At 67.6% G+C, this 23,256-nt stretch carries 21 protein-coding genes and 3 tRNA genes; 11 read left to right on the top strand and 13 right to left on the bottom strand.

What is annotated here, in order from left to right:
- The 3 genes from NMD1_RS11535 to NMD1_RS11545 form a co-directional block, all read right to left on the bottom strand.
- Window positions 1–636, bottom strand: a 636-nt coding sequence (locus tag NMD1_RS11535) for a Fe2+-dependent dioxygenase (RefSeq protein WP_125954865.1), incomplete at its 3' end; no start/stop codon positions are given.
- Window positions 637–651: 15 nt separating this feature from the next.
- A complete protein-coding gene (locus tag NMD1_RS11540; protein ID WP_125954866.1) occupies window positions 652–1,458 on the bottom strand; it encodes an energy transducer TonB in 807 nt (268 codons plus the stop codon).
- A gap of 201 nt (window positions 1,459–1,659) precedes the next feature.
- A complete protein-coding gene (locus NMD1_RS11545; RefSeq protein ID WP_125954867.1) occupies window positions 1,660–4,098 on the bottom strand; it encodes a TonB-dependent siderophore receptor in 2,439 nt (812 codons plus the stop codon).
- A 163-nt stretch (window positions 4,099–4,261) separates the two neighbouring features.
- On the opposite strand from NMD1_RS11545, the gene NMD1_RS11550 reads away from it, so the two are divergent.
- The 4 genes from NMD1_RS11550 (at window position 4,262) to NMD1_RS11565 (ending at window position 7,485) form a co-directional block, all read left to right on the top strand.
- Window positions 4,262–4,978, top strand: coding sequence for a PepSY-associated TM helix domain-containing protein (locus tag NMD1_RS11550; RefSeq protein WP_255352098.1), 717 nt, complete (start codon window positions 4,262–4,264; stop codon window positions 4,976–4,978).
- Between the two features lie 16 nt (window positions 4,979–4,994).
- Entirely contained in the window at window positions 4,995–5,471 is a 477-nt protein-coding gene (locus NMD1_RS11555; RefSeq protein ID WP_125954868.1) for a DUF2271 domain-containing protein, read from the top strand.
- An 11-nt stretch (window positions 5,472–5,482) separates the two neighbouring features.
- Complete coding sequence (locus NMD1_RS11560) at window positions 5,483–6,484, top strand: DUF4198 domain-containing protein (RefSeq protein WP_125954869.1); 1,002 nt, start codon at window positions 5,483–5,485, stop codon at window positions 6,482–6,484.
- Window positions 6,485–6,603: 119 nt separating this feature from the next.
- Window positions 6,604–7,485, top strand: coding sequence for an FAD:protein FMN transferase (locus tag NMD1_RS11565; RefSeq protein ID WP_125955094.1), 882 nt, complete (start codon window positions 6,604–6,606; stop codon window positions 7,483–7,485).
- 9 nt (window positions 7,486–7,494) lie between these two features.
- Here NMD1_RS11565 and NMD1_RS11570 read toward each other — a convergent pair whose 3' ends face one another.
- Together NMD1_RS11570 and NMD1_RS11575 are read right to left on the bottom strand one after the other, a co-directional pair.
- Window positions 7,495–9,930, bottom strand: a complete 2,436-nt coding sequence (locus tag NMD1_RS11570; protein WP_125954870.1) for a TonB-dependent receptor — start codon at window positions 9,928–9,930, stop codon at window positions 7,495–7,497.
- 164 nt (window positions 9,931–10,094) lie between these two features.
- The gene (locus NMD1_RS11575) at window positions 10,095–11,354 is read right to left on the bottom strand and encodes a dipeptidase (protein WP_125954871.1); all 1,260 of its coding nucleotides are present in this window, start codon (window positions 11,352–11,354) and stop codon (window positions 10,095–10,097) included.
- Window positions 11,355–11,512: 158 nt separating this feature from the next.
- Between NMD1_RS11575 and NMD1_RS11580 the strand changes: the two genes are divergently transcribed.
- Window positions 11,513–11,965 (top strand): tRNA (cytidine(34)-2'-O)-methyltransferase, encoded by a 453-nt coding sequence (locus NMD1_RS11580; RefSeq protein ID WP_124807700.1) that lies wholly within the window; start codon window positions 11,513–11,515, stop codon window positions 11,963–11,965.
- A 66-nt stretch (window positions 11,966–12,031) separates the two neighbouring features.
- On the top strand, window positions 12,032–12,598 hold the full coding sequence (locus tag NMD1_RS11585) for a DUF1993 family protein (RefSeq protein WP_125954872.1): 567 nt from the start codon (window positions 12,032–12,034) through the stop codon (window positions 12,596–12,598).
- A gap of 27 nt (window positions 12,599–12,625) precedes the next feature.
- On the opposite strand, the gene NMD1_RS11590 is transcribed toward NMD1_RS11585, so the two are convergent.
- The 4 genes from NMD1_RS11590 to NMD1_RS11605 form a co-directional block, all read right to left on the bottom strand.
- Window positions 12,626–12,702: transfer RNA gene (locus tag NMD1_RS11590), tRNA-Pro, on the bottom strand.
- Between the two features lie 101 nt (window positions 12,703–12,803).
- Window positions 12,804–12,879: transfer RNA gene (locus NMD1_RS11595), tRNA-Ile, on the bottom strand.
- A gap of 88 nt (window positions 12,880–12,967) precedes the next feature.
- On the bottom strand, window positions 12,968–13,960 hold the full coding sequence (locus tag NMD1_RS11600; protein WP_125954873.1) for a polysaccharide deacetylase family protein: 993 nt from the start codon (window positions 13,958–13,960) through the stop codon (window positions 12,968–12,970).
- A gap of 33 nt (window positions 13,961–13,993) precedes the next feature.
- Complete coding sequence (locus NMD1_RS11605) at window positions 13,994–15,802, bottom strand: HAMP domain-containing sensor histidine kinase (RefSeq protein WP_125954874.1); 1,809 nt, start codon at window positions 15,800–15,802, stop codon at window positions 13,994–13,996.
- A 218-nt stretch (window positions 15,803–16,020) separates the two neighbouring features.
- Here NMD1_RS11605 and NMD1_RS11610 point away from each other — a divergent pair, with 218 nt between their 5' ends.
- A complete protein-coding gene (locus tag NMD1_RS11610) occupies window positions 16,021–16,488 on the top strand; it encodes an Lrp/AsnC family transcriptional regulator (RefSeq protein ID WP_125954875.1) in 468 nt (155 codons plus the stop codon).
- A gap of 51 nt (window positions 16,489–16,539) precedes the next feature.
- On the opposite strand, the gene NMD1_RS11615 is transcribed toward NMD1_RS11610, so the two are convergent.
- Window positions 16,540–17,304, bottom strand: coding sequence for a class I SAM-dependent methyltransferase (locus tag NMD1_RS11615; RefSeq protein WP_125954876.1), 765 nt, complete (start codon window positions 17,302–17,304; stop codon window positions 16,540–16,542).
- A gap of 81 nt (window positions 17,305–17,385) precedes the next feature.
- Here NMD1_RS11615 and NMD1_RS11620 point away from each other — a divergent pair, with 81 nt between their 5' ends.
- Window positions 17,386–18,165 carry a helix-turn-helix domain-containing protein gene (locus tag NMD1_RS11620; protein ID WP_125954877.1) on the top strand — a complete coding sequence of 260 codons (780 nt, stop codon included), beginning with the start codon at window positions 17,386–17,388 and terminating at the stop codon, window positions 18,163–18,165.
- A 42-nt stretch (window positions 18,166–18,207) separates the two neighbouring features.
- On the opposite strand, the gene NMD1_RS11625 is transcribed toward NMD1_RS11620, so the two are convergent.
- On the bottom strand, window positions 18,208–18,495 hold the full coding sequence (locus tag NMD1_RS11625; protein ID WP_124807693.1) for a chorismate mutase: 288 nt from the start codon (window positions 18,493–18,495) through the stop codon (window positions 18,208–18,210).
- Window positions 18,496–18,608: 113 nt separating this feature from the next.
- Between NMD1_RS11625 and NMD1_RS11630 the strand changes: the two genes are divergently transcribed.
- Window positions 18,609–19,622, top strand: coding sequence for a polyprenyl synthetase family protein (locus NMD1_RS11630; RefSeq protein ID WP_125954878.1), 1,014 nt, complete (start codon window positions 18,609–18,611; stop codon window positions 19,620–19,622).
- A gap of 11 nt (window positions 19,623–19,633) precedes the next feature.
- On the opposite strand, the gene NMD1_RS11635 is transcribed toward NMD1_RS11630, so the two are convergent.
- Entirely contained in the window at window positions 19,634–20,377 is a 744-nt protein-coding gene (locus tag NMD1_RS11635; RefSeq protein ID WP_233497560.1) for a DUF3142 domain-containing protein, read from the bottom strand.
- The gene (locus NMD1_RS11640; protein WP_125954880.1) at window positions 20,374–22,488 is read right to left on the bottom strand and encodes a hypothetical protein; all 2,115 of its coding nucleotides are present in this window, start codon (window positions 22,486–22,488) and stop codon (window positions 20,374–20,376) included. Before NMD1_RS11640 ends, NMD1_RS11635 begins: the two co-directional genes overlap by 4 nt.
- Window positions 22,489–22,707: 219 nt before the next feature.
- Between NMD1_RS11640 and NMD1_RS11645 the strand changes: the two genes are divergently transcribed.
- Window positions 22,708–22,783 (top strand) — tRNA-Thr (locus NMD1_RS11645).
- Between the two features lie 218 nt (window positions 22,784–23,001).
- The gene (locus tag NMD1_RS11650) at window positions 23,002–23,238 is read left to right on the top strand and encodes an Arm DNA-binding domain-containing protein (RefSeq protein WP_375600800.1); all 237 of its coding nucleotides are present in this window, start codon (window positions 23,002–23,004) and stop codon (window positions 23,236–23,238) included.
- The last annotated feature ends 18 nt before the right edge of the window (window positions 23,239–23,256 follow it).

Genomic DNA, 23,256 nt, shown 5'->3' on the forward strand with positions numbered 1-23,256 from the left:
GCGGATGATCGAAGGATCGCTCTGCCCCACGGTCGCCCCCAGCGTCTGGATCGCCTGATCCAGATCGAACAGGCTGGCGCGGGCCGCGTCGTCGCGGATCATCGACTGGATCCAGAAGAAGCTCGCCACCCGTCGCCCGCGCGTGACCGGTTCCACGCGGTGCAGCGAGGACGAGGGGTAGAGCACCGCGTGGCCGGCCGGCAGCTTGACCTGCTGGACGCCGAACGGCGTTTCCACGGTCAGTTCGCCGCCGTCGTAGTCCTCGGGCGATTCCAGGAAAACCGTCATCGACAGGTCCGATCGCACGCGGAAGTTGGTCTCCTTCTGGATACGCACGGCATTGTCGACATGGGTGCCGAAGGCCTGCCCGCCGGCATAGCTGTTGAACAGCGGAGGGAAGATTTTCAGCGGCAGCGCGGCGGCGATGAACAGCGGGGAGGCGCCTAGTGCTGCCAGGATCATGTGCCCCGCCTGCTGCGCTTCCGGCGCCTCTTCGGGCAGTTGCAGGTTGTTCTTGGCCAGCGCCGACTGGTAGCCGGACGTGGTGTTGCCATCGATCCACGCCGCGCGATCGATCAGGGAGCGGACCGCCGCGACGCCATCGGCATCCAGCAGGCCGGGAACGGGAATAAGCATGAAAAAGTGCTGCCTTCAGCCTTGCAGAACAAAGGGAATTTCGACGACGCCGCGCACTTTCACCGCCTGCCCGCCGCGCAGGGTCGGCTCCCAGCGCCATTTGCGCACGGCGGACAGCGCGGCATCGTCAAGCCGGCGGAAGCCGCTGCTGTTGCTGACCGAAATCTGTTCGACCGCGCCATCCAGCCCCAGGACCAGGGCGAGCACCACGGTCCCCTGTTCCTTGTGGCGGCGGCTTTCCAACGGATAGCGCGGGGGAGAGCCGGCGACCATCCGCGTGCCGAGATCGCCACCCTGCACCGTGCTGGGCGCGGCGGGCGGGGCTGGCGGCGCGGGAGGAGCCGGCGGCGTGGGCGGCCCCGGCTGGATCACCGGCTGCGGCAGCGGATCGATCGCGGCCGGGGTTGCGGCAACTTGCGGGATCACGATCTGGGGCAGCGGCTGCGTGGTGGGAACGGGCTGGGTCTGCGGCGGCTGTTTCGCCTGCGGCGGCGGCGGGGGAGGCGGCGCGAGCGAGAGCGTGACGGCCACCAGCCGATCTTCCTGATGCTTGGCGGCGTGGTGCTGCACGGTCAGCAGCCCGGCGACCGCCGCGATATGCACGGCCGCCGTGATAACGAGCGCGCGGGTGCTGAAACGGCGGCCTTCGCCATAGCGCGCGCGGGGGGTGGCGGGCGCTCCCAAAAGGACGGCCTGCGTGCCGGACGCAACCAGCGTCATTCGCGCCTTCGCCGGCGCATCGCCCTGCATCGCCGCGTGGACCTGGTCCCACGAAAGCACGGTATCACCGTCCGCGATCAGCCCTTCAGCATTGTGCAACACGATCTGCCTCCGTGACTCGCGCCGATCCGACGGACTTTGTCTTTAATGCGAATTACTCGCATATCATGCCTGTTGCAAATGCATATCAACAATGATTCAGATCAAAGTTGCCGCACGCCTGTCCCGAAACGACAAACCCCGCCGGCAGGGGCCGGCGGGGTCGCTCCGGATAACGTGGCGTGCGATCCGGCGCGGATCGGATCAGAGCTTCACGTTCAGCGTGAACACCGCCGAACGCGCGTCGCCCGGCGTCGCCCAGCCGTTGTTGCGGATGCGCGTGTAATAGAGCGCGTTGGTGAAGTTCTTGACGTTGAGCTGCGCGGAGATTTCCGGCGTGATCGCGTAGGACAGATAGGCCTGATGCACCCAGTAGGCCTTCGAACGCAGCACGGTGGGAGCGGCCAGCGTCGGCGCGGCGAAGGCGAAGCTGCCCTGGTAGGTCGCGCCATAGCCCACGGTCAGGCCGAACGGCAGGGCGTAGGTGGTGAACAGGCTGCCCGAATGCTTGGGCGTGTTGGCGAGTTCGGACCCCGCGCCGGGATCGGGATTGGCCGCGCTGTTGGCGCACCCGCTCGCGCCCGGATTGCCGAGGCAGAAGTCCGATACCGACTGGATCAGCTTGCCCTTGAGATAGGTGTAGTTCGCGGTGATCGACCAGTTGGGCGTGATCCGGCCCGAGGCGCTGAGCGCGATGCCATCCACGCGCGAATGGCCATCAAGCTGCTGATCGGGCACGATCGGATCGTTCGAGGCGACGGCGTAGCGATCGCGTTCGTTGCGGAACGCCGCGGCGGAGACCAGCAAGCCGCCGTCGAACAGTTCGGCCTTGGCGCCGATCTCGTAGTTCTTGGCGGATTCGGGCGAGATGTTGCACGTCGCCGTCGAGCAGGAGCCGTTGACCGAGGCTTTCGATGGCGTGCGCGAGTTGCCGTAGGCGACATAGAGGCTGACCGCTTCCACCGGCTTGTAAGTGAGGCCGAGGCGATAGGAGAACAGGTCGGCACTGTTGCGCAGCGTCGCGCCGATCAGGCGATCGCCCTTGCTGTAGCTGACGATCGGGCCGCTGGCGGTGCCGGACGGGCCGGACCCGTTGAAGGCGGCGATCGCATCGGTGCGGTTGCTGCCCGATACGTGATCGTAGCGCGCGCCGAGGCTGAGTTCGAGATAACGCCCGAGCTTGAGCGTATCGAGCGCGTAGACCGCGTAATTGGTCTGTTCGCCGCGCTGATAGCTGGTGGGGGTGATATTGATCGGCCCGGTATAGAGGTTGGCGCTGTTGGGATCGGCGATGCTGCCGAACAGCAGGTGGCGCGCCGTGGTGGTCCGGTCATAGGGATTGGTGCCGTCGGCGTTGCGCAGGGCAGATGCGCCGAACAGTTCGAACTTTTCCCAGGAAGCCGCCGCGCCCACGTCCAGCGTGTGCTCGATCCCGGCGGTATTGAAAACCGCCTTCAGGTCGATCTGGTCGAACATCAGCTGGTTGCGCGTGTCGCGCACGTTGCCCTGGGGGCCGGTCAGCAGGTACGATCCGGCGGGCACGGTGATCGCCACCGTGGCCGGGCCGCCGAACGAGGTCGCCGTCACCGGGCTGATTGCCGAAGCGGAAGTGGTGCAGGCGCCGCCCGCGGGAGTCACGCCGCTCGCCAGGCAGAAGGTGCCCTGCGGCGCGGTGGCGATGGAAAGCTGGCGCACGTCCTGCCAGCGGGCCAGATTGCGGATCGATACCTTGTCGCTGAATTCGTGCTCGAACGTGGCGGTGAACTGGTCGACGTTGATCTTCTGCTTGTCCACGCCGCGCAGCCCGTAATAGCCCGAGCGGCTGACGCCCGCCGGCTTGCCGCCGGCGCTGGCGTAGTAAGGCACGCCGTATTGCGGGATATTGGTGTCTTCCTGGTGGTAGTATTGCAGCGTCAGGCGCGTCGGGCTGTCGATCCCGATGGTGACGGCCGGCGCGATGCCCCAGCGCTTGTAATCCTCCACGTCGCGGCCGGGCACGTCGTTCCTGTGCGCCATGGCGTTGAGGCGGAACGCGATCAGATCGTTGACGCGGCGGTTCACGTCCACGGTGCCGCGATAGTAGTTGTCGGTGCCGATGCCCGCGCTGAACACCGCGCTGTCATCGCCCTTGGGCCGCTTGGTGATCAGGTTGATGTTGCCGCCGACCGAGCCCGCGCCCGAGATCACCGAGTTGGCGCCGTTGGTCACCTCGATCTGGTCGACGTTGAACTGATCCGAGCGGGTGTACTGCGCGCTGTCGCGCACGCCGTCGACGGTGATGTCGTTGTTGGCGCTGTAGCCGCGCAGGTTGATGCTGTCGCCATAGCCGCCGCCGCCTTCGCCCGCGCCGAAGGTGATGCCGGGCACGGTGGAGAGCACGTCGCGCAGGGTCAGCAGGTTCTGCTGCTCGATCACGTCGCTGGTCAGCACGGTGATGGTCTGCGGCGTATCGCGCACGGGGCGCGTGCGCTTGGGCGATTCCAGCGTGCGGCCCGGCTCTTCGGTGATCGCGGTGTCGGTCACGGTCATGCCGCCCAGCTTGCGACCCTGTTCCGCTTCCTGCGCCTGGGCCGGGCCGGCGAAGGCCAGCGCGCTGACGCAGCCGAGCGCGAGGAACGATGCGGTCGACGTTGTTCTGGTCACGGAAATTTTCCCCCTTGGTTTGGAATTTCAAGGCCCGGATATTGCGATTAATTCGCAGAGTCAATTCTATTGATAATTATTCGCAACAATGCCAAAGGCTGCCGCAGACGTCGCGAGGCGCTAGTATGCCCGTGCTTGGGAATCGGGCGGGCTGGAGGGAACGTTGGACGGGATTCGGGTTATCGAGCGGGAAACCGGCGCGCAGGGTGGAGGCGATCCGCATACCGGAGGTGCTGGCGTTCCGCCGTCACCCGCCGCGCCGCGCCGCAAGTCGCGCAAGGCGCGCCAGTTCTGGCTCAGACAATTGCACAACTGGCACTGGATCAGCGCCGCCGTCTCGCTGGTGGGCATGTTCCTGTTCGCCATCACCGGAATCACGCTCAACCACGCCAGCTCGATCAGCGCCGCTCCGAAAGTCGTCTCGCGCCAGGCCACGCTGCCACCCGCCCTGCGCGGCGCGCTGGAAGCCGGCGCGCGCAAGGACGCGCCCGTGCCCGAACCCGTGGCGGCCAGCGTGGTCGGTCTGGTGGGGCTCGACGTGCGGGGCCATGCCGCCGAATGGAACGACGATGAAGTCTATGTCGCCCTGCCGGGGCCGGGGCGCGATGCCTGGGTCAGCATCGATCGCCAGACCGGGGAAGTGACGTCGGAGCGCACCGATCGCGGCTGGGTTTCCTATTTCAACGATCTGCACAAGGGCCGCAATTCCGGGGCTGGGTGGTTCTGGTTCATCGACGTGTTCGCCGCCGCCTGCGTGATCTTCACGCTCACCGGCCTGTTGCTGCTCCAGCTTCACGCGCGGCATCGGCCCTCCACCTGGCCGCTGGTCGCGCTCGGCACGGCGATCCCGCTCGTCATCGCTCTCTTTTTCATCCACTGAAGGACTGTTCACGCCCATGCGAAAAAGCCTGATCCTCGTGGCCGGTGTCGTGGCCTCCCCGGCCAGTGCCGGCACCTTGACGGTCACCGTCCCGCGCCTTTCGGTCGCCGAATACCACAAGCCCTATGTCGCGGCCTGGATCGAGCCGGCCGCCGGCGGTCCGGCGCGCACGCTGGCGGTGTGGTACGACGTGAAGAAGAAGGGCAACGAGCCGGGCACCAAGTGGCTGGCCGATCTGCGCACCTGGTGGCGCAAGGGCGGCCGCAGCCTGAACCTCGCCGCCGATGGCGTCAGCGGCGCCACCCGCGCGCCGGGCGCCTACCGTATTCCGCTGCCGGCCGATCTGCGCCCCGGCGCCTATGTCGTCCATGTCGAGGCGGCGCGCGAGAGCGGCGGGCGGGAACTGGTCTCCGTGCCACTGTCCGTGCCGGTGCGCGATGCCTCGGCCACCGGGCGTTCCGAACTGGGCGCCGTTTCCGTCACCGTCCGTTGAAAGAGCGATCGATGTTGAACAAGACCCTTCTGCTGGCGGTGGGCTCGCTGGCCTTCGCCGTGCCCGCGCAGGCACATGACGCCTGGTTCCTGCCCTCGCTCACCGTGTTGTCGGATACCAACCAGGGCATCACGGTCGATGCCGCCACCTCGTCCGTGCCGTTCGTCGCCAACCATGCGCCGCTGAATGTGGATGCGGTGCAGGTGCAGGCGCCCGACGGCACGACCGGCAAGATCGAGAACGTCGCGCGCGGCCGCTATCGCAGCTCGTTCGACGTGCTGATCGACAAGCCCGGAACCTGGCGGATCGGCACCACGATGGATGCCGTGATGGGCAGGTTCAAGGTCAATGGCGAGGACTGGATGGTCGGCCGGCGGCGTGGTCCGGGCGGCCCGGGTGGTCCCGGTGCTGGCGGTCCCGCTGCTGGAGGCCCTGGCATGGGCGCCGAGAGCGGCAACCGCCCGCCGATGCCGCCCGCTGGTGGTCCGGGCGGTGGTCCGGGCGGTCCCGGCGGTCCCGGCGGTCCGGGGGGCGAGGGCGGCGGGCCGCGCCGCATGATTGATCCCGCGCATATCGTCGCCAGCGTGGCCGACATTCCGGCGGGCGCGACCGATCTCGATCTCACCCAGAACCAGAGCCGTAACGAGTTCTTCGTCACGGCCGGCGAACCGACGCAGACCGTGCTCCAGGCCACGGGCAAGGGGCTGGAAATGGTGCCGGTCACGCACCCTGACGATCTCGTCACCACCGAGCCGGGGAAGTTCCGCTTCCTGGTCGATGGCAAGCCGGCGACCGGTCTCAAGGTCGAATTCGTGCCCAATGCCCAGCGTTTCCGCGATGGCGATCATGCCCAGGCGCTGACGACCGGGGCGGACGGGGTGGTCACCATCAAGTGGCCGGTCGCGGGCTTCTATTGGGTGAACGCCAGCCTCACCGATGACAAGCCCACCGCGCCGCGCGCGACCAAGCGCCGCCTGACCTATACCGCGACGCTGGAAGTCGTGGCGCCGTGACCATCGCGGCATCGACCGTTCCGGCGAGCATACGGATCGCCGTGCCGGAACGGATCGATGAAACGGCGCTGGCGCGGCTCGACCCGAGCGCGCCCGTGGTCGATTGGGAGGGCGCCACCATGGGCACGCGCTGGCGTGTCCGCGTGGCGCTGCCGGCGGGATACGATGCCGCGGTGCTGGCGGCGCGCGTCCAGGCCCGCCTCGACGGGATCGTGGCGGAGATGAGCCACTGGGAGCCGTCGTCGCTGCTGTGCCGCTACAACCGCGCCGCGCCGGGAAGCTGGACTGCGCTGCCGTCTGATTTCGCGGCGGTGATGGATGCGGCGCTGCTGGTGGCGGAACGGTCGGCAGGGGCCTTCGATCCCGCGCTGGGCCGGCTCACCGACGTCTGGGGGCTAGGGCCACGCCGGCCGGACGCGCCACCCGACGAGGCCACGATCGCGCAGGCGCTGGCGGCTTCCGGCTGGCGGCGCCTCGCGCTGGATCGGACGGGGCAGGGAGCACCAGCCCGCTTGCGCCAGCCGGGCGGACTGTGGCTCGACCTGTCGGGCGTGGCCAAGGGCTATGCCGCCGATGCCGTGGCCGACCTGCTGGCGCGGGCTGGCATCGCCCATGCGCTTGTCGAAGTCGGCGGCGAATGCGTGGGGGCCGGGATGCGCCCCGATGGCGATCCGTGGTGGGTCGATCTGGAGACGCCCGCCGGCATCGCTCTGCCGCCGCTGCGCGTGGCGCTGCACCAGTTGGCGGTGGCGACTTCGGGCGATTACCTGCGCGGCGCGCATACGCTCGATCCGCGTACCGGCCATGTGCCGATCGGCGCGGCGAGTGCCGTCAGCGTGCTGCACCCCTCCTGCATGATGGCCGACGCCTGGGCAAGTGCGCTGGGCGCGGTCCCCATCGCGGAGGCGAGGGATCTGGCCGCGCGGGAGGGCCTCGCCGCGCGCCTGATCGCGCGCGACGGGGGCGAATGGCTCAGCCCGGCCCTTTCCGCGATGCTTTGACCGGCCGCCTCAGAAGAACAGCTTGCGCACGCTGATCATCACGGTCCGGCCCAGCGGATCGAGATAGGCAGGCTGATAGGCATAGGGCGTTGCGCCCGTGCCGTCGGTTACTTTCTGGCGCGTGTTAAGCAGGTTGTTCACGGCCAGGCTCACCCGCATGCCCCGCATCCACGGGTGCTTGCCGATCAGGCCGGGCACCTGGGACGGGTTGGCGAAAAGCCGCAGGTTGAACGTGGCGAGGCTTCCGAAGTGCAGGTTGGCGCTGGGCGTGCCCGATGGATCGACGACGCGCGTCGCGCTTTGCCACTGGCCCGTCAGGCGCAGGCCGAATCCGCTGTGCGAAATGCCGGCCTGCACTTCCACTTCATGGCGCGGCTGGCCGGACTGGCTGCCGATCGTGCCGCCGTTCAGCAGGTCGATCGTGGGCTGTCCGGCGGCAAGGCGTGCCGTCTCGGTCAGATGCACCGAATGATAGACCGCGAAGGTGAGGCGGTTGCCGCCGCCTGGTCCGCCCGGGCCGCGCCCACCCGGACCGCCGAACCCGCGCGGAGGACCGCCTTCGCCGCGAGGAGGGCCGCCGCCGAAGCCGTCCTGCGGCGGCGGAGGCGGTGCGCCGGCTCCCTCCGCCCGGCGTTGCCGTTCGGCAAAGGCGCGCATGAACGCCGCGCGCATCGCGTCGGCCTGCGCTTTCGGGGTTTTCAGCGCTTTCGAGAAGTTGAAGCCCCAGCGCAGGACGCCGCTTTCCTGCCGGTCGATGTTCACGGGCGTGCCGATGATGCGGATCAGGTTGCCGTCATCGTCGCGGATGAAGCGGCTGGGGAAGGCGGCCTGCGTCGCCGCGGTCAGCGCGGGCAGGGCCATGATGCCCTTGTCGGTGCTGGCGTGGTTGTAATCGACCGAGAAGGTAATGTCCTTGCCGGTGAACGGCTTGAGCGTCAGGCCCAGCCGCCATTCGCGCTTTTCGGCGCTGAGCAGCGCGGTGTTGCCCCCGCTCACCCGCGTGACCAGCACGCTCTGCCCGGTGGTGTAATCGAACACCGGCACCTGCGGAGTGGGGATCTGAGGGTTGCCGATCTGCTGCATCGTCGGCGCGCTTTGCGTCGATGCGAACGAGGCGATCAGGCTCACTTCGCGGCGCGGCGTCCATGTCGCGCCATAACCATAGCTGGTCAGCCCGCCGAAGTCGGACAGGGTCTGCAACTGCACGTTGCCGTTCACCGAGAGCCGGCCCAGGAACGGTGAGGGGCTGTCGAACACCGGGACGTCGACGCTCAGCGAGGCTAGTCCGGTGGTGCGGTCGAGATCGGCTTTCTGCTGTGTCACCTGCGCGCGCAAGGCCTCCGATCCGAAGCTGTTGAACGTGCCGCCCAGCCGCGCGGTCACCGAGATGTCGCCCGCCGGCAGGCGATAGGGCGTGACGTTCGAGGTGAGGTCCGCCGTTACCGTGTCGGTCGTGCTGCGGGCCACGTCCGCCGGCACGCCGCGCACGCTGATCGTGCGGCCTTCGTCGTGGTCGTAAGTGGTCGTCAGCGTGTTGTGCAGGCCCCGGAAGTCTGCGTTCACAGTCGAGCCGAGGTGCAGCGACAGATCCTTGGCGGTGCGCTGGAACACGTCGAGGTCCGGGGTGGTCGACGCGCCGATCAGCGAATGCTGACGATCCACCGTCATCTCGCCGTTCAGGCTGGCGCTGACCTTGGGCGAGAACGTATGCGCATAAGTCGCCGTCAGTGTCAGTTGCTCGTCCGAGGGAGCAAGCGAGCGCCGGGTGTCGCCCCCGGTGCTGGTGGTGATCCCGCGCTGGCTTTCGGCGAGCGCCGCCGTGTTCTCGTAATCGAGGTTGAGGTTCAGGCGGCCGTTGCGGCGGATGGTGAGGAGGCCCAGTTCGATTTCCGGGTTGTTCGCCCCGCCATCGGTGGTGAACTTGTCCTTGCCTTCCACGGTGATCGACTTGAACCGCCGCCGCAGCACGATGTTCAGCACCTTCTGGTTGGCGGAATAGCCATACTTGAGCGCCACTTCCTCGGGCAGCACTTCGGCGCGCTGGATCGCTTCGGCGGGGATCGTCGCGATTTCGCGGAAGCTGGAGACGCGCCGGCCTTCCAACAGAATCACCGGCGAGCCGCCGCGCGTGCTGGCCAGCTGCGGGCCGAGTTCGGTCAGCAGATCGTTGATGCTGCTGACGCCCAGGGCGCGGATATCGCCGCCGTTGAAGGTGAGTTCGGGCTTGATGTCGCCGATCACGCTGCCGCGCGGCCTCTGGCCCTGCACGACGATCTCTTCCTCGCCTTCATCCGCCGCCTGCTGCCCGAGTGCCTGAGCGGGCGCCCGAGCTGGTGCCCGAGCTGGCGGTTGTGCCGGTTCGGGCGCGCCGGACTGTGCCAGCGCGGGCACGGGCGACAGGATGGTGGTGGCCAGCCACAGGCCGGTCGGAAAGGAACGCTGCATGGTACTCCCAGATGATATTCGGTCGCGCCCGCCTTCACGGCGCGCGCGTCCTGGTCCGCAATCGGGCTACGGCATAGTTGTGTCAGAGCTTTGCTGGACCGCGCCTGAATTGTCGCAATTGGTCGCGGTCCCCGTAACGGGTCCCGACGCCAGGCAAGCTGCCGCTATTTCATGGTTTTTGCGACCTGCTCCGTGCGTTCCATCGCGCGTAGCACGTTGCCGCCGGCCACCTTGGCCACGTCGGCATCGCTCCAGCCGCGTCGCATCAGTTCGGCCAGCAACGCGGGATAGGTGGAGACGTCCTCAAGTCCCTCCGGCAACTGGTTGCCCACGCCGTCGAAATCCGATCCCAGGCCAACATGGTCCACGCCGGCCACTTTCGCGATATGCTCGATATGGTCGGCCACTTCGGCCAGCGTCACGCGCGGGGCGGGGTGCGCTTTGAGCCAGGCGGCATAGTCGGCCGCAGCCTTTTCCGGCTGGCCGATGTCCAGCCCGCCGAACGGCGGCGCGTTCAGACGGGTCTTTTCCGCCGCCGAATCCGCCGCCCAGCGCCGATAGGCGTCCGAGACATAGGGCAGCGCGTAGTTGACCATGACCACCCCGCCGTTCGCCGCCACCAGCTTCAGCGTTTCATCCGAGACATTGCGCGGATGGTCGTCCACGGCGCGCGCGCCCGAATGCGAATAGATCACCGGCGCTTTCGACACGCGCAGCGCATCGCGCATCGTCGCTTCGCTCACGTGGCTGAGATCGACCAGCATCCCCAGCCGGTTGAGTTCCGCCACGATCTGTTCGCCGAACGGCGTCAGCCCATCGTGCTGCGGATTGTCGGTGGCGGAATCGGCCCATTCGATCGTGCGCGAATGCGTCAGCGTCAGGTAACCGGCCCCCAGCGCGGCATAGGTTCGCAGGATGGAAAGGTTGCCGTCGATCTGCCCGCCACCCTCGACGCCGATCATCGAGGCGATCTTGCCGGCCGCGTGCGCGCGGCGCACGTCCGCCGCCGTGCGTGCCAGCGCGAAGGTTTCCGGGTACCGGGCGACGATCGCCTTCACCAGGTCGATCTGCTCGAGCGTCTCCTCGACCTGCTGCTGGCCCGGCAGATTGGCCGAGACATAGACCGACCAGAACTGCCCGCCGACCATGCCCTTGCGCAGGCGCACGATGTCGGTGTTGTAGGCCTCCGGGCTCTTGGACAGGTCGGTCAGGTCGATCGTCCAGCGCTTGTCCCCTTCGCGTTCGCGCAGCGTTTCCGGCCAGTCGTTGTGCCCGTCGATCAGTGGTGTCGCCCGCAGGACGCGCGCGACGCGGGCCTGGTAGTCCTGCGTTGCCGGCGTCGCGCCGAACGCGGGCGCCGTCAGCGCGGTGCAGGCGGCGATCAGGCCGAGAAGGGCGGAGCGGCAGGTGGAGCTTGCGGGCATGGTGTTCCAGTGGTTTGGGCGTGACGATGGCCGGATCAGGATGATCCGGATGATGCGCCGACCATACTCATGCGCGGCGCGATGCCAATGCAATCCTGCTTATACCCGGTGCACGCTGAGGGCTTGCATGGCGTGCGCGCCGGCGCCAATCAGCCGGAATGCGTATAGCCCTTTTTGAACCGGAAATCGCGGGGAATGTCGGCGCCGTGCTGCGGCTTGGTGCGTGCCTGGGCGTGGCCGTGGACCTGATCGAGCCGATGGGTTTCGTGTGGGATGATCGCCGCGTGCGCCGGGCCGCCATGGACTATATCGATCATGTTTCCATCGCGCGCCACGCCGGGTTCGATGCCTTCAGGGAGACCGCAGGATCAAATCGGCTGGTGCTGTTCACCACCAAGGCCAGCCAATCGGTCTACGATTTCGCCTTCGCGCCCGATGATATCCTGCTGTTCGGCAAGGAAAGCGCCGGGGTGCCTGTGACGGTTGCCGATGCCTGCCAGGCGCGCGTGCGCATTCCGATGCGGCCGCAGGTTCGCTCGATGAACCTTGCTTCGTCGGCAGCGCTCGCGCTGGGCGAGGCGTTGCGCCAGACGCAGGCTTTGCCTGGCTGATCGACGGTGGGTGCGGATGGCCGTATGATGCCGTCATCGGGCATTCTCCCGCGGAAAGGACTTTTCATGACGTTAGCCAGTCTCGTGGTGCCGACATACCGGCAGATGCTTGGCGCGCTATCCGGCTGGCTGGACAAGGCACGCTCGCAGTTGTCGGCTGATGGGGGGGAGGCACTTCTGTCCGCTCGGCTTGCGCCGGACATGTTTCCGCTCGCCACGCAGATCCGTTTCGCCTGCGTGCAGGCCTATGAAGGAGTGTTCCGTCTCGGCGACGAGGCGTTTACGCCGATCGTCGCTACGCTGCTGAACGAAGGGCGCAACGCCGGGGAGCAGCCGGGTTCGCTCGCTGAAGCGCAAGACCGGATCGCCGAAACCCTCGCGTTTCTCGATGGCGTCGATACGGCAGCGCTCGATGCCGCGGCCGGACGGGCGCTGGCGCACGGCCTGCCCAATGGAATGATCTTCGACCTGACCGCCGAACAATACGCGCGGGACTGGACCTTGCCGCAGTTCTATTTCCACGTGATGATCGCCTACGCGATCCTGCGCAGCGCCGGCGTTGATCTCGGCAAGGCGGATTACGTCGCGCACATGTTCGCCTATCTGCGGCCAGGGACGGTGCCCGGACAATAACGTGGCGGGATGGCGGTGGTGAAAAGGTGGTCGGGGAGATAGGATTCGAACCTACGACCCTCTGGTCCCAAACCAGATGCGCTACCAGGCTGCGCTACTCCCCGACACCGGGTTGCCCTTAGGGATGGCGGCCGGTGGACGCAAGCGGGAATGCCGCGTCCATTCCCTGCGCGGCAGCGACCGGTGGGACCGCGCGCGGGTGGGGTGGTGGGCCCGGCAGGATTCGAACCCGCGACCTAGCCGTTATGAGCGGCCAGCTCTAACCGCTGAGCTACAGGCCCGACCCCGGTGGAGGCGTTAGAGGGGAGGCGCGGTCTTGGCAAGGCGGGCTTGGGCGGGGTGGAGCGCCCATCCTGTGCAAAGCCGGGGTCAGCCGGCGGCGGCGGTGATCTCGCGAACCGTCGTGGGCCTGATCCCGCGCTGGGCGAGGTAGGTCAGGACGGTGCGCCACCAGTCGTAGAACTGCGCCAGATCGTCGGCGTCGCGGACATAGGGCGTGTAGCCGGGGCACAGCGACGGGCTGTGGAACGAGAACACCAGGATCGGCAAGCCGTCGTCGATGGCGATGTCCACGCCTTTCAACGCCTCGTCCACGCTTACGCCTTCGGGCGTCAGCGGGATACGTTCCAGCATGCCCACGCGCGCGAGCAGGCCGCGCAGGCGCGGGACTCGCCACAGCATCGGATAGAGCGTGCGGCCCTGCTTGCGCAACATGCCCCAGAACACCGTGGTCAGCGGCAGTTCCATCAGGTTCGCGGCGCGATCGATCCAGTAGGGCGTCAGGGGGTGATCGCGAAAGTTGGGGCCGCCGCCCGAGCTGTAATCGAACAGCGCGCGGACCGAGGTGTCGATGGCGATGCCGGCGTCCGCCAGGATGCGTGCGCTTTCAGTCCCCACGCCATAGCGCCCGGCGCGGTAGATGCGCGGCGTGGAACCCAACCCGGTTTCGATCGCATCGCGCAGCGTGTTGAACTTGGCCCGTTCCAGCTCGCGCGGAAGATTGCCCGAGAAGCTGTTGTGAACGCTGACGGTTTCCTCGAAGGGCGGGCTGACCCAGGGGTGGAGTTGCACCCCGGCTTCGGCCTTGCCTGCCGCGATCGGGCGACCCATCACCTCGGCCGCGCGCGGGTCGGTGGCGATGGGATAGTCGACCAGGTAGATCGGGTTGACGCCGAAGCTTTCGCAGAACGTCTGGAATTCGGCGATATGGGGCACGTGGTCCAGGCCGAACCCGGTGCGGCTGAACGGCTGGCCCCAGTCGAACTCTTCTTCGGTATCGACCGTGACGATGAAGCGCTGCCCGAAGTCGGCCGCAAAGCGGACCATGTCCGCCTCTGCCGGCAAGTCCAGGATCGTCTTCATGCCCACGCTGCCCCCCGAGGGAACCGGACTGCTTCAACCCGCGCCGGCAGCGGGACCCCCCCGTTCGCTAAGTGCATGTTCGGGCTGGGTCAAGATGGGCAGGGTAACAATAATCTTGGACCCGCGCCGTTCCAGTCGTCCGCCCGCCGCGCGGGCTTCCGCCATGGCCAGGCGCAGCGCGAAGCCGTGGCCCAGCATTGCCGAAACGGGCTGGACGCCGCCGCGCCCCTGATCCGGTGCGAACAGCGTCTCGTCGTCGTGCAGCGCAAGCGAGGCGGTCAGCGGCAGGGCCAGCACCGCCGCACCGTTTTCCTCGCTCAGCGTGGTGGCAAGCCGTTCGCCCGGCGCGGCGGAGGCGGCCAGGACCGAGAACACGCGCCAGATCATGCGCTCAAGCTCGATCTTCGCCACGCCCACGGGGACCGGCGCGTCCGGCCGGGCGTAACTCAGCCGTATCTGCCGGGAAACGGTTGCCGGCTCCAGTTGCTTCAGCAACCGCCCGACCAGTTCGGCAAGGTCGGTCTCGCCCGGTTCGCTTTCCAGCCTGCCACTTTCCAGCTTCACCAGCCGTTCGATTTCCTCGAACCCCGCCAGCATCCGGGCTGCATCGGCGGCGATGCTGGCGGCCAGCCCCCGGTACTGGTGCGGGGTTTCGCCGAAAAGCTGTTGCTGGATCAGCTCGGCAAAGCCCTGGATCGCATTGATCGGCGTGCGCAGTTCGTGCAGCACCTGCCGCAGCCGATCGGCGCTGCCGTCGGGCACATCGTCGTTGGCGGGGCGGCCGGACGCCGTATCCGCACCAGCGGCTTGAAGCGCGGCCGGCCGGCGCAGCAGCGCGTGATAGCCGGTGAAGCGCCCTCCATCCCCGGAAAACAGCGGCGCGGCGTCGATTCGCCAGGCCCCGGCGATCAGCGGCGAACCTGTCAGTTCCATCCGCCCCGCGATGATCGGCACATGCTTTTCCGCCGCGCGGACGGTGGCGGCGTCGCAGCGCGCCGGCGCGCCCGGTTCGGTCGTGAACGGACGAAAGCCCACCAGCATCGGGCCAAGCCCGGCGCCCGCTTGCAGCCCCGCCTGGACGATCCCGCCCGAGGCATCGCAGCGCAGGTCGATAGCGGTGATGCGGGGGGGCGCCGTAGCGCGCGCCTCGTCGCTGAAGGGCAGATGCGGCGCCGTGGGATCGGCCGGCCCTGCGGCCGCATCGCGGTTGCGGCGGAATGCCTCGATCCGTCGGACGATCGCACCGATGCCTTCGTTGCGACCGGGCTGCCCGTCCGTTTCAGGGGATGGGGGCGGAGTGCGCGCCGCTGGCGTCAGGACGGCGATCCGTTCGTCGGCGGCCTCGTCGATCGACCAAACGCCGGACTCGCTGGTCTGCGCGGGCGTGGCGGGAAGCGCATGATAGCCATCGGGCTGCGGCAGGCCGAAATCGTCGATCCCCAGCCGCGCCAGCAGCGCTTCCACGTTTGCGCCCAGATCGCGCCGGTGGCGCAGAAATCCGCGCGCCTGCACGGGCAGCGTGGGGATCAGATCCAGCCAGGCCTGTTCGGGCAGGCGCGCCGATCCGATCGCGGCCAGCGCCACGCGTGGTTCCTGCGCGGCAAAGCGCGCGACCAGCGCGGCATCGGTCAGGCGGGTCTGGCGCAGCAGCGTGGCGCGTTCGTCCTCGTCGAGCAGGATGGCGAGCGAATCCAGGCGTTCCAGCGCGGAATCATGCCGCTTTGCGCCGCGCGCGTCCTCGCGCCGCAGCAGGTCCACCAGCTGCAGGAACTGCGTTCGCGCCGCCGTCGGCCCGGCCGCGACGGTACGCAGCACGGTATCAAGGCGGTCATCGACGATCATTCCTGCTCCGATTGGCCCCCCGCGGACCGGAGAACGGCCAGCTACAGCGTCAGACCCTAACAAATCGTGGCGGATCGGGAAGCGGCATCATCGACCGCGTTGCATTGTGGGACGATTGCGATATGAAACAATAAAATTATCACCCGCCCCTGGATTAGGTGTGGAAAATTACCGCACCTGGCATGGATTCATGTGGTGACGATCGGGATGCTATAGGCATGGCAACTTTGGATGCGATTGACCGCCGGCTTCTCGCCGAACTGCAGGATGAAGGCAGGGTAACCAACGTCGAACTGGCGCAGCGCGTGGGCCTTACCGCCCCGCCGTGCCTGCGCCGGGTGCGTGCGCTGGAAGAGGCGGGGGGGGTCCGCGGCTACCATGCCGATCTCGATGCGTCCAAGCTGGGTTTCTCGATCACCGTCTTCGCACTGGTCAGCCTCAAGAGCCAGGCCGAGGAATCGCTGCGCCAGTTCGAGGAGCATATGCGCGGCCTTGCCGAAGTGCGCGAATGCCACATGCTCAATGGCGAGATCGATTTCATTCTCAAGATCGTCAGCCGCGATCTGCAAAGCTTCCAGGAATTCCTCACCAGCAAGCTCACGCCCGCCCCCAACGTGGCGAGCGTGAAGACCTCGCTGACGATTCGCACCGCCAAGCAGCTCCCCGGCGTTCCGATGGACGAATAGGCTCCCTTCTCCTCGGGGGAGGAGGGGAAGCCTGAAGCTGGGCGGAGGAGCTTACCCCGCCACCACCTCGATTTGCGCGGTGTCGAGCGTGAACGAACCGTCCGGTTCGATCTCGAAATAGGCCGCCAATTCGCGCGATGCGCCCGCCTGCAACGATCGGATCGCCGCGCGATGCGGTTCCGGCGTGCGCATCCGCTCTACCCACGAGGGATAGTCCATGCGCAGCCGCCGTGTCTGCACCGCGCGCAGCAGGAAGCCGGCCGCAGTCAGCGCCTCGCCCCATTCGGTCACCGTATAGTCGCGGATATGCGAAGGGTCGCGCAGCAGTTCCACGGCCTGCAGATGTGTGTCGAGCGCGGCGGGACCGGGGGAAACCACATCGATGAACACAGCGGTTGCGCCGGGCTCCAGCACGCGGCGCGCCTCGCGCAGCCCGGCGTGGAAATCCCGCCAGTGGTGGGCAGAAAAGCGGCAGCCCAGGAAGTCGAACGCGGCGTTGGCGAACGGCAGGGCTTCGGCCGGCGTGACGCAGGTCTCCAGATTCGCCAGGCCACGTCGGCGCGCGGTTTCCGCCACGGCGGCCATCATGTCGGTCGACAGGTCTGCGGCAATGACCGTCCCGGCATGGCGCGCCAGCCGATAGGCGACATGACCGCCACCCGCGCCGAGATCGAGCGCGTGGCGCGGGCGTGCGTGTTCCGCCAGCGCTTCCAGCGCGTCGAGATCCTCGCCGGCGGCGTGGACGGGGCTTTGCACATAGGCGTCGGCGCGGGGACCGAACTGGTCCTGCACCAGATCATCGTGGGAACGGGTCATCTCTTGCTCTCCTTGTCCCGCAAGAATGCATGCATTTTACCCTGTTACAATGGATGCATTTATCCTGTTATAAAGTGACCCATGTTGAGCGAGGAACAACGCCGCCTTCTCGGACGGTTCATTCGGTCGCACCGCGAACGGGTCGCGCCGTCCGTGCCCACGCGGCGGCGGCGGACGCCGGGCTTGCGGCGCGAGGAACTGGCCGCACTGGCGGGAATCGGCGTGACGTGGTGCGCGTGGATCGAGCAGGGGCGCGACATCCGCGTTTCGCCGGAAGCGCTGGCCCGGCTGGCCACCGCGCTGGCGCTCACCCCGGCGGAACGCGGTTATCTGTTCGAACTGGCAGGCCGGCGCGATCCCGACGCGCCGCGCTCGGAGCCGATGCCGCAGGCGCCGGGATCGGTCCGCGCGCTGGTGGAGGCGCAGGCCCATCCAGCCTACGGGCTCGACAGGGTTTGGAACGCTTGCTGCTGGAACGCGGCGGCGGAGCATCTGTTCGGCGGCTGGCTGGGGCCGGGCAAGCAGAAGAACCTGCTGCGCTATGCGTTCACCGAATCGTCGGCACGCATCCTCCTGCCAGACTGGGAAGACCGCGCCGCCCGGCTGCTGGCCGAATTCCGCGCCGACTATGCCCGCGCTCTGGACGATGCGGCGATGGCGCAACTGGTGGCGGAGATGAAGGCGGAATCCGCGCTGTTCGGGCGACTATGGGATGCCCAGTCGGTCAGCGTGCGCGAAGGCGGGCAGCGCACGTTCCTCCATCCGCTCGACGGCCCGCTGGCTTACGAACAGCATACTTTCGTGCCGGCGGAGCGGATGGATTACAAGCTGGTGGTGCTGTTTCCGGGAACGGGCGGATAGCGGACCGCCGAAGCGCCTGCGACTTTGTCAAATCCGCCGGCTTCAGCCGGCAGCGGCCGCCTGTTCGTGGTGGCGGATCACTTCGTCGATGATGAAGCGCAGGAACTTTTCCGAGAATTCGGGATCGAGCTTGGCATCTGTCGCCAGGGCACGCAGGCGCGCGATCTGGCGTTCCTCGCGCCCGGGGTCACTGGCCGGCAGCTTCTTTTCCGCCTTGTACGCGCCGACCGCCTGGGTGATGCGGAACCGTTCGGCGAGAATGTGGATCATCGCCGCGTCGATGTTGTCGATGCTCTGGCGGAATCCTGCCAGCACCGGATCGTCGCTCATTCCCTCACCTCGTCGTTTGTCGGCTCAACCCACGCGGCGAAACCGCGTGGTTCGTGCGCTAACGCGCAACTTGCGTCTTGCCAAGCCGCCGCCCCTCGGCCAATCGGACGGCGATGACTGCAACCGTCCATACGCTTCCCCGCAAGGCGGAGCCTTCGCTCGCCCCGATGATGTCGCTGGTCGCCGAAGGCATGAACAGCGTCAACGCCGTGATTCTCGATCGGATGCAGTCGCGCATTCCGTTGATCCCGGCGCTGGCCGGCCACCTGATCGCGGGCGGAGGCAAGCGGATGCGTCCGATGCTCACGCTCGCCAGCGCGGCGCTGCTCGGGTACGGCGGGGCGCGGCATTTCAAGCTGGCCGCTGCGGTGGAATTCATCCACACCGCCACGCTCCTGCACGACGATGTCGTCGATGGGTCGGACCTGCGGCGCGGCAAGAAGACCGCCAACATCGTGTTCGGCAATCCCGCGACGGTGCTGGTCGGGGATTTCCTGTTCAGCCGCTCGTTCGAACTGATGGTCGAGGACGGCTCGATCCGGGTGTTGCGCATCCTGTCCAACGCCTCGGCGGTGATCGCGGAGGGCGAGGTTGACCAGCTGACCGCACAGCGGCAGGTCGAAACCACCGAGGAACGCTATCTCGCCATCATCAGCGCCAAGACGGCCGCGCTGTTCGCCGCCGCCTGCCGTATCGCCGCCGTGGTTGCCGAACGGCCCGAGGCGGACGAACTGGCGCTGGAAGCCTACGGCCGCTACCTTGGCATCGCGTTCCAGTTGACCGACGACGCGATCGACTACGATTCCGACGCGGCCGAGATGGGCAAGGACCAGGGCGACGACTTCCGCGACGGCAAGATGACCCTGCCGGTGATCCTGGCCTATGCGCGCGGTTCGGACGAGGAGCGGGCGTTCTGGCGCGATGCGATTGCTGGCAACCGCACGGGCGATGCCGATCTGGCCCACGCGATCGCGCTGATCCGCAAGCATGACGCGGTGCTCGCCACGCGCGAACGCGCCCGGCACTATGCCCAGCGGGCGATCGACGCGATCGCCGCGTTTCCGGCAAGCGAGGCCAAGGCCGCGATGATCGAGGCGGCCGAGTTCGCGGTGGCGCGCCGGTTCTGACCGCGCGCCGTTCAGCGCGGTAGCAGGAACACCACATAGCCCCGGAAATGGGGATCGCGCGCCAGTGCGGGTGGGGCGCGCCATGCGCCGCCTTCCACCAGACCCAGCCGATAGGGGAAGGGCAGGCGCGCCAGCGAGCGGAGATAGGCTTCGTAGCCCGGCACCGTGCGCCGTCCCTGATAGGTTTGCAGCACCACGTCATCGACCACGCTGCCCAGCGCGGCCAGCGCCGCCGGATCGCCGCCCGCGCTCCAGTCCATCAGGCCGGTGATCGACAGCTTGTAGCGCCGGGGCAGCCGCCGCCGCGCTTCGGCGAGGAACGCGGCGTAGCGATCGAGCCCGCGCGTGCGCGCATCGAAATCGAGTTGCAGCCCGGCCAACCGGTTGCCCGCCGTCTGCCACCGGTCAAGATCGGCCAGCACCCGTCGCCAGACCGGTTCCTCCCAGTCCAGCCGTTCGAGCCGGACCACCAGCCAGATCTCGGCGTGGTGGACGTGCGGCACCGCCGGCCGCAGCGGCACGAACCGTGCGGGGCTGCCGGCGCGCACTTCGCCATCGAGCAGGTAGATCGTCCTGGCTTTGGCCAGCACCTCCGGCGCTTTCACGCCCGCCCACAGGAAAAAGGCATCGTGTTGCGCCGCGTCCACACGCCCGGGCGGCTGCCGCTCTTGCTCGGGCCGCTTGCCGCAACCGGCCAGCAGGCCACAGCATAGCAGCAGCGCGCCGAAAGCGCGGCCGATCCCGCGCGCCCTCACCAATAGACGCGCAGGCTGCGGGCCCATTGGCTGTTCGGGTATTCGCGCTTCAACTGGTCGAACCACGCCTTGCGCTGGGCGATCGGAACCTCCTCGCCGCCGCAATCGCTGATGCCCGCCGGCGCGTAGCAGCGGATCGCGCGGTAGAGCGCGTAGGAACGCTCGTCCGCCGCCGCCTGCCGGTTGGCGATGATCGCCGCGTAGATGGCGCTGCGCGTCAGCACCGCGCCGGCAAAGCGGCCGGGGCCGGAGGCCAGCGTGCCGTTGGCTTCCACCGGATCGAGCGTGGTGAAGCGATCGAACCCGTTCAGCCGCCAGAACTCGCCCAAGCACAGCCGCGCGCGGACATTGGCCGGATTCTGCGCAAGCTGCCCGGCGGTGGCGTCCAGTGCGGCGCAGGCCAGTTCGCCCGACCACTTGCCCTTGGTGAACACGCCGACCGGCACCGTGTCCCCCGTGCCGAAGTCCCAGATCGAAAGCTCGTTGCCCGCATCCGCCGGCACCAGCGCGCGATCGCGGCCGAAATCGGCATAGTGGCCTTGCGTCAGGTCCTTGTGCAGCAGCGTGAACAGCGCGATCTGGCGCGGATGCGGGGACGATGCCGGATCGATGGCGAAGCGGCGCAGCAGATCGGCGCTGGCCAGCCGCATCAGCAGCAGTTCGCGGATGCGATCGTCGCGCACGGGCGAGTTCGCATCGAACACCGCCTCGAACCGGCCTGCCTTCTGCCAGGCCAGCGCCAGCGCCAGTTCGGCCAGCGGACGCTGATAGGGATCGGACGCCGCGCCGATCAGCGCCTGCCAGTAACCCATCTCGCCATTGCTACCCGCCTGTGCCATGCCCCGCAGCATCCGCGCGCTGAACGCTAGCGGCACGCTGGCCGGCTGCTGCGCGCGATCGGGCAGCAGCGCCGCGGCTTTGGTATTGTCCTTCGCGATGTAGAAGGCATGGGCGGCCTGGAGATAAGTGTAGAGATCGGGACGCGCGGCAAAGCGCCCCTTCTGGGCCGTCAGCGCGGCGGCGCTCAGCGGCGGTTGCTCCTCGCCGTCAAATTGCCGCATCCGCATGAGATCGATCACGGCCAGCAGCATCGGGCTGTCGACTGCCGCTTCCGCGTTTTTCTGGAGGATGAGCTTGTTGTCGATTTCCTGGATCAATGTCGCCAGTTCCGGGCTGTCCGGCGGGAGCGCCTGGAGCAGCCGTTCGTATTCGCGGCCAAGCCCCGCCAGATCGCCCGATAGCCACAGCGCGCGCCGGTCGAGACCCCGTGCCGAATCCGCATAGCGGCCTTTGGGATAGCGCTTGAGATAGGTGGTGATGGCGGCGCGGGCGCGCTGGAGCGCGGGCTTGTCCACCTTCTCCGGCCCGGTGAAGTCGCCATATTCGTCAAAGCTGGCGGCCTGCGCCGCGTTCAGTTCCACGCGCAGCGCCATATAGGCCGCCGCTTCAGCGACCCACAGATCGCGCGCGCCGGCCAGTGCGGCGAACCCGTCGCGCGCCTTGTCCCACTGACCGACGTAGAAGGCGGTGGCCGCGTCGAGATATCCGGCAAATTCGCGCCCCGATGCGCTGGAGACCTGCCCGCGCCAGGCCATGTCGAGCGCAGCGTCGGCATGATCGCTGATCTCGGAGCACTTTTCCGCCAGGGTTGCGCGCGCGCCGCGTAGCGCTGTGCGCTCGCCTTCGGGAATGCCCTTGGCGGCGGCGAGAGCGGCCTCGAAAGCCGTCTGCCCGGACGCCGCGCTGTTGCAACGGGAATTGAGCGGCTGATCCTCCGAAGCGGCCTCTTCCGCTCCGCTACGCCCCGCGTAAGTGTCGCGCAAGGTGTGCCAGCCGAAGAAGCTGTGACCGAAGCCGCGCTCCTCCCAAGTGGGCTTGGCATAGGCGATGGCCTTGCCCACCGGCGCTGTCCGGCGCAACAGGAACAGGTTGACGCGCGTATCATTGCCCGGCGCCAGCAAGGCGCGGTTGCCGCAACTGAAACCGCTATCGGAAAGCGCCCAGACCGGATCGCACGAATAGTCCGAACTGGCGCCGGCCGGCCCGGCACCCGCCAGCAGAGCCAACCCCGCCACCCCGGCCCAGATCGCGATCCGCCTCTTGCCACGCATGTCCACACTCCCCAGTAGCGGTTGCGAGAGTAGGGGATTCGGCGGAACAAGGCAAAGCGGCAAGGCAGCCCAATGGATCGTCGGGGGCATCATCATGCAGCCAATCGCCACCAGTTTCGCCGCGTTTCCACGCCGGAATGAAGAGAGGCAAGAAATTGCGCAAAACCCATTGCGTTCCCCGCGCGCCCTCTGTAAACGGCGCCCCTGCCCACGGGGTAGGCCGCTTTAGCTCAGCCGGTAGAGCACATCATTCGTAATGATGGGGTCAGGTGTTCGAGTCACCTAAGCGGCACCATTTCCCCATTCGCCGAAGCCCGCGTTTGGTTGAGAAAATCCCGGAAATTGCCATAAAATAGGCCGCCTTAACTGCCGGTGCCCGCTGGCGTTCGACTCTAATCAAGCGATTCTGGGGGCGACGGTGGCCCCCAATGGCACTTTCGACGAGCACGATCCGCAACGCGAAGCAGCGAGCGAAGCCCCTACAAGCTGACGGATGCAAAGGGGCTGTTTCTGCTGGTCCAGCGATCGGGCGGTATGCTCTGGCGCATGAAGTATCGTGTCGATGGCACCGGCGCAGAGGTCAACCCCAAGCGCGTGGAGAAGAAACTGGGGCTGGGCATGTATCCCGATGTCAGCCTGAAGGACGCGCGCGAACGGCGCGATGATGCGCGCCGCCTGCTGGCCAATGGCGTTGATCCTGCGGAACAGAAGCAGCGTGATCTGCGCATCGCCAAGATCAGCATTATATAGGCTGAGCGACAATCTGGA

The sequence above is a fragment of the Novosphingobium sp. MD-1 genome, assembly GCF_001014975.1.
Lineage (GTDB): Bacteria > Pseudomonadota > Alphaproteobacteria > Sphingomonadales > Sphingomonadaceae > Novosphingobium.

Coding starts and splice junctions, on each gene's coding strand:
- NMD1_RS11555 (WP_125954868.1), top strand. CDS start 4,995: ATGCGAAAAAGCCTGATCCTCGTGGCCGGTGTCGTGGCCTCCCCGGCC.
- NMD1_RS11560 (WP_125954869.1), top strand. CDS start 5,483: ATGTTGAACAAGACCCTTCTGCTGGCGGTGGGCTCGCTGGCCTTCGCC.
- NMD1_RS11565 (WP_125955094.1), top strand. CDS start 6,604: ATGGGCACGCGCTGGCGTGTCCGCGTGGCGCTGCCGGCGGGATACGAT.
- NMD1_RS11570 (WP_125954870.1), bottom strand. CDS start 9,930: ATGCAGCGTTCCTTTCCGACCGGCCTGTGGCTGGCCACCACCATCCTG.
- NMD1_RS11575 (WP_125954871.1), bottom strand. CDS start 11,354: ATGCCCGCAAGCTCCACCTGCCGCTCCGCCCTTCTCGGCCTGATCGCC.
- NMD1_RS11580 (WP_124807700.1), top strand. CDS start 11,513: ATGCGTATAGCCCTTTTTGAACCGGAAATCGCGGGGAATGTCGGCGCC.
- NMD1_RS11585 (WP_125954872.1), top strand. CDS start 12,032: ATGACGTTAGCCAGTCTCGTGGTGCCGACATACCGGCAGATGCTTGGC.
- NMD1_RS11600 (WP_125954873.1), bottom strand. CDS start 13,960: ATGAAGACGATCCTGGACTTGCCGGCAGAGGCGGACATGGTCCGCTTT.
- NMD1_RS11605 (WP_125954874.1), bottom strand. CDS start 15,802: ATGATCGTCGATGACCGCCTTGATACCGTGCTGCGTACCGTCGCGGCC.
- NMD1_RS11610 (WP_125954875.1), top strand. CDS start 16,021: ATGGCAACTTTGGATGCGATTGACCGCCGGCTTCTCGCCGAACTGCAG.
- NMD1_RS11615 (WP_125954876.1), bottom strand. CDS start 17,304: ATGACCCGTTCCCACGATGATCTGGTGCAGGACCAGTTCGGTCCCCGC.
- NMD1_RS11620 (WP_125954877.1), top strand. CDS start 17,386: ATGTTGAGCGAGGAACAACGCCGCCTTCTCGGACGGTTCATTCGGTCG.
- NMD1_RS11625 (WP_124807693.1), bottom strand. CDS start 18,495: ATGAGCGACGATCCGGTGCTGGCAGGATTCCGCCAGAGCATCGACAAC.
- NMD1_RS11630 (WP_125954878.1), top strand. CDS start 18,609: ATGACTGCAACCGTCCATACGCTTCCCCGCAAGGCGGAGCCTTCGCTC.
- NMD1_RS11640 (WP_125954880.1), bottom strand. CDS start 22,488: ATGCGTGGCAAGAGGCGGATCGCGATCTGGGCCGGGGTGGCGGGGTTG.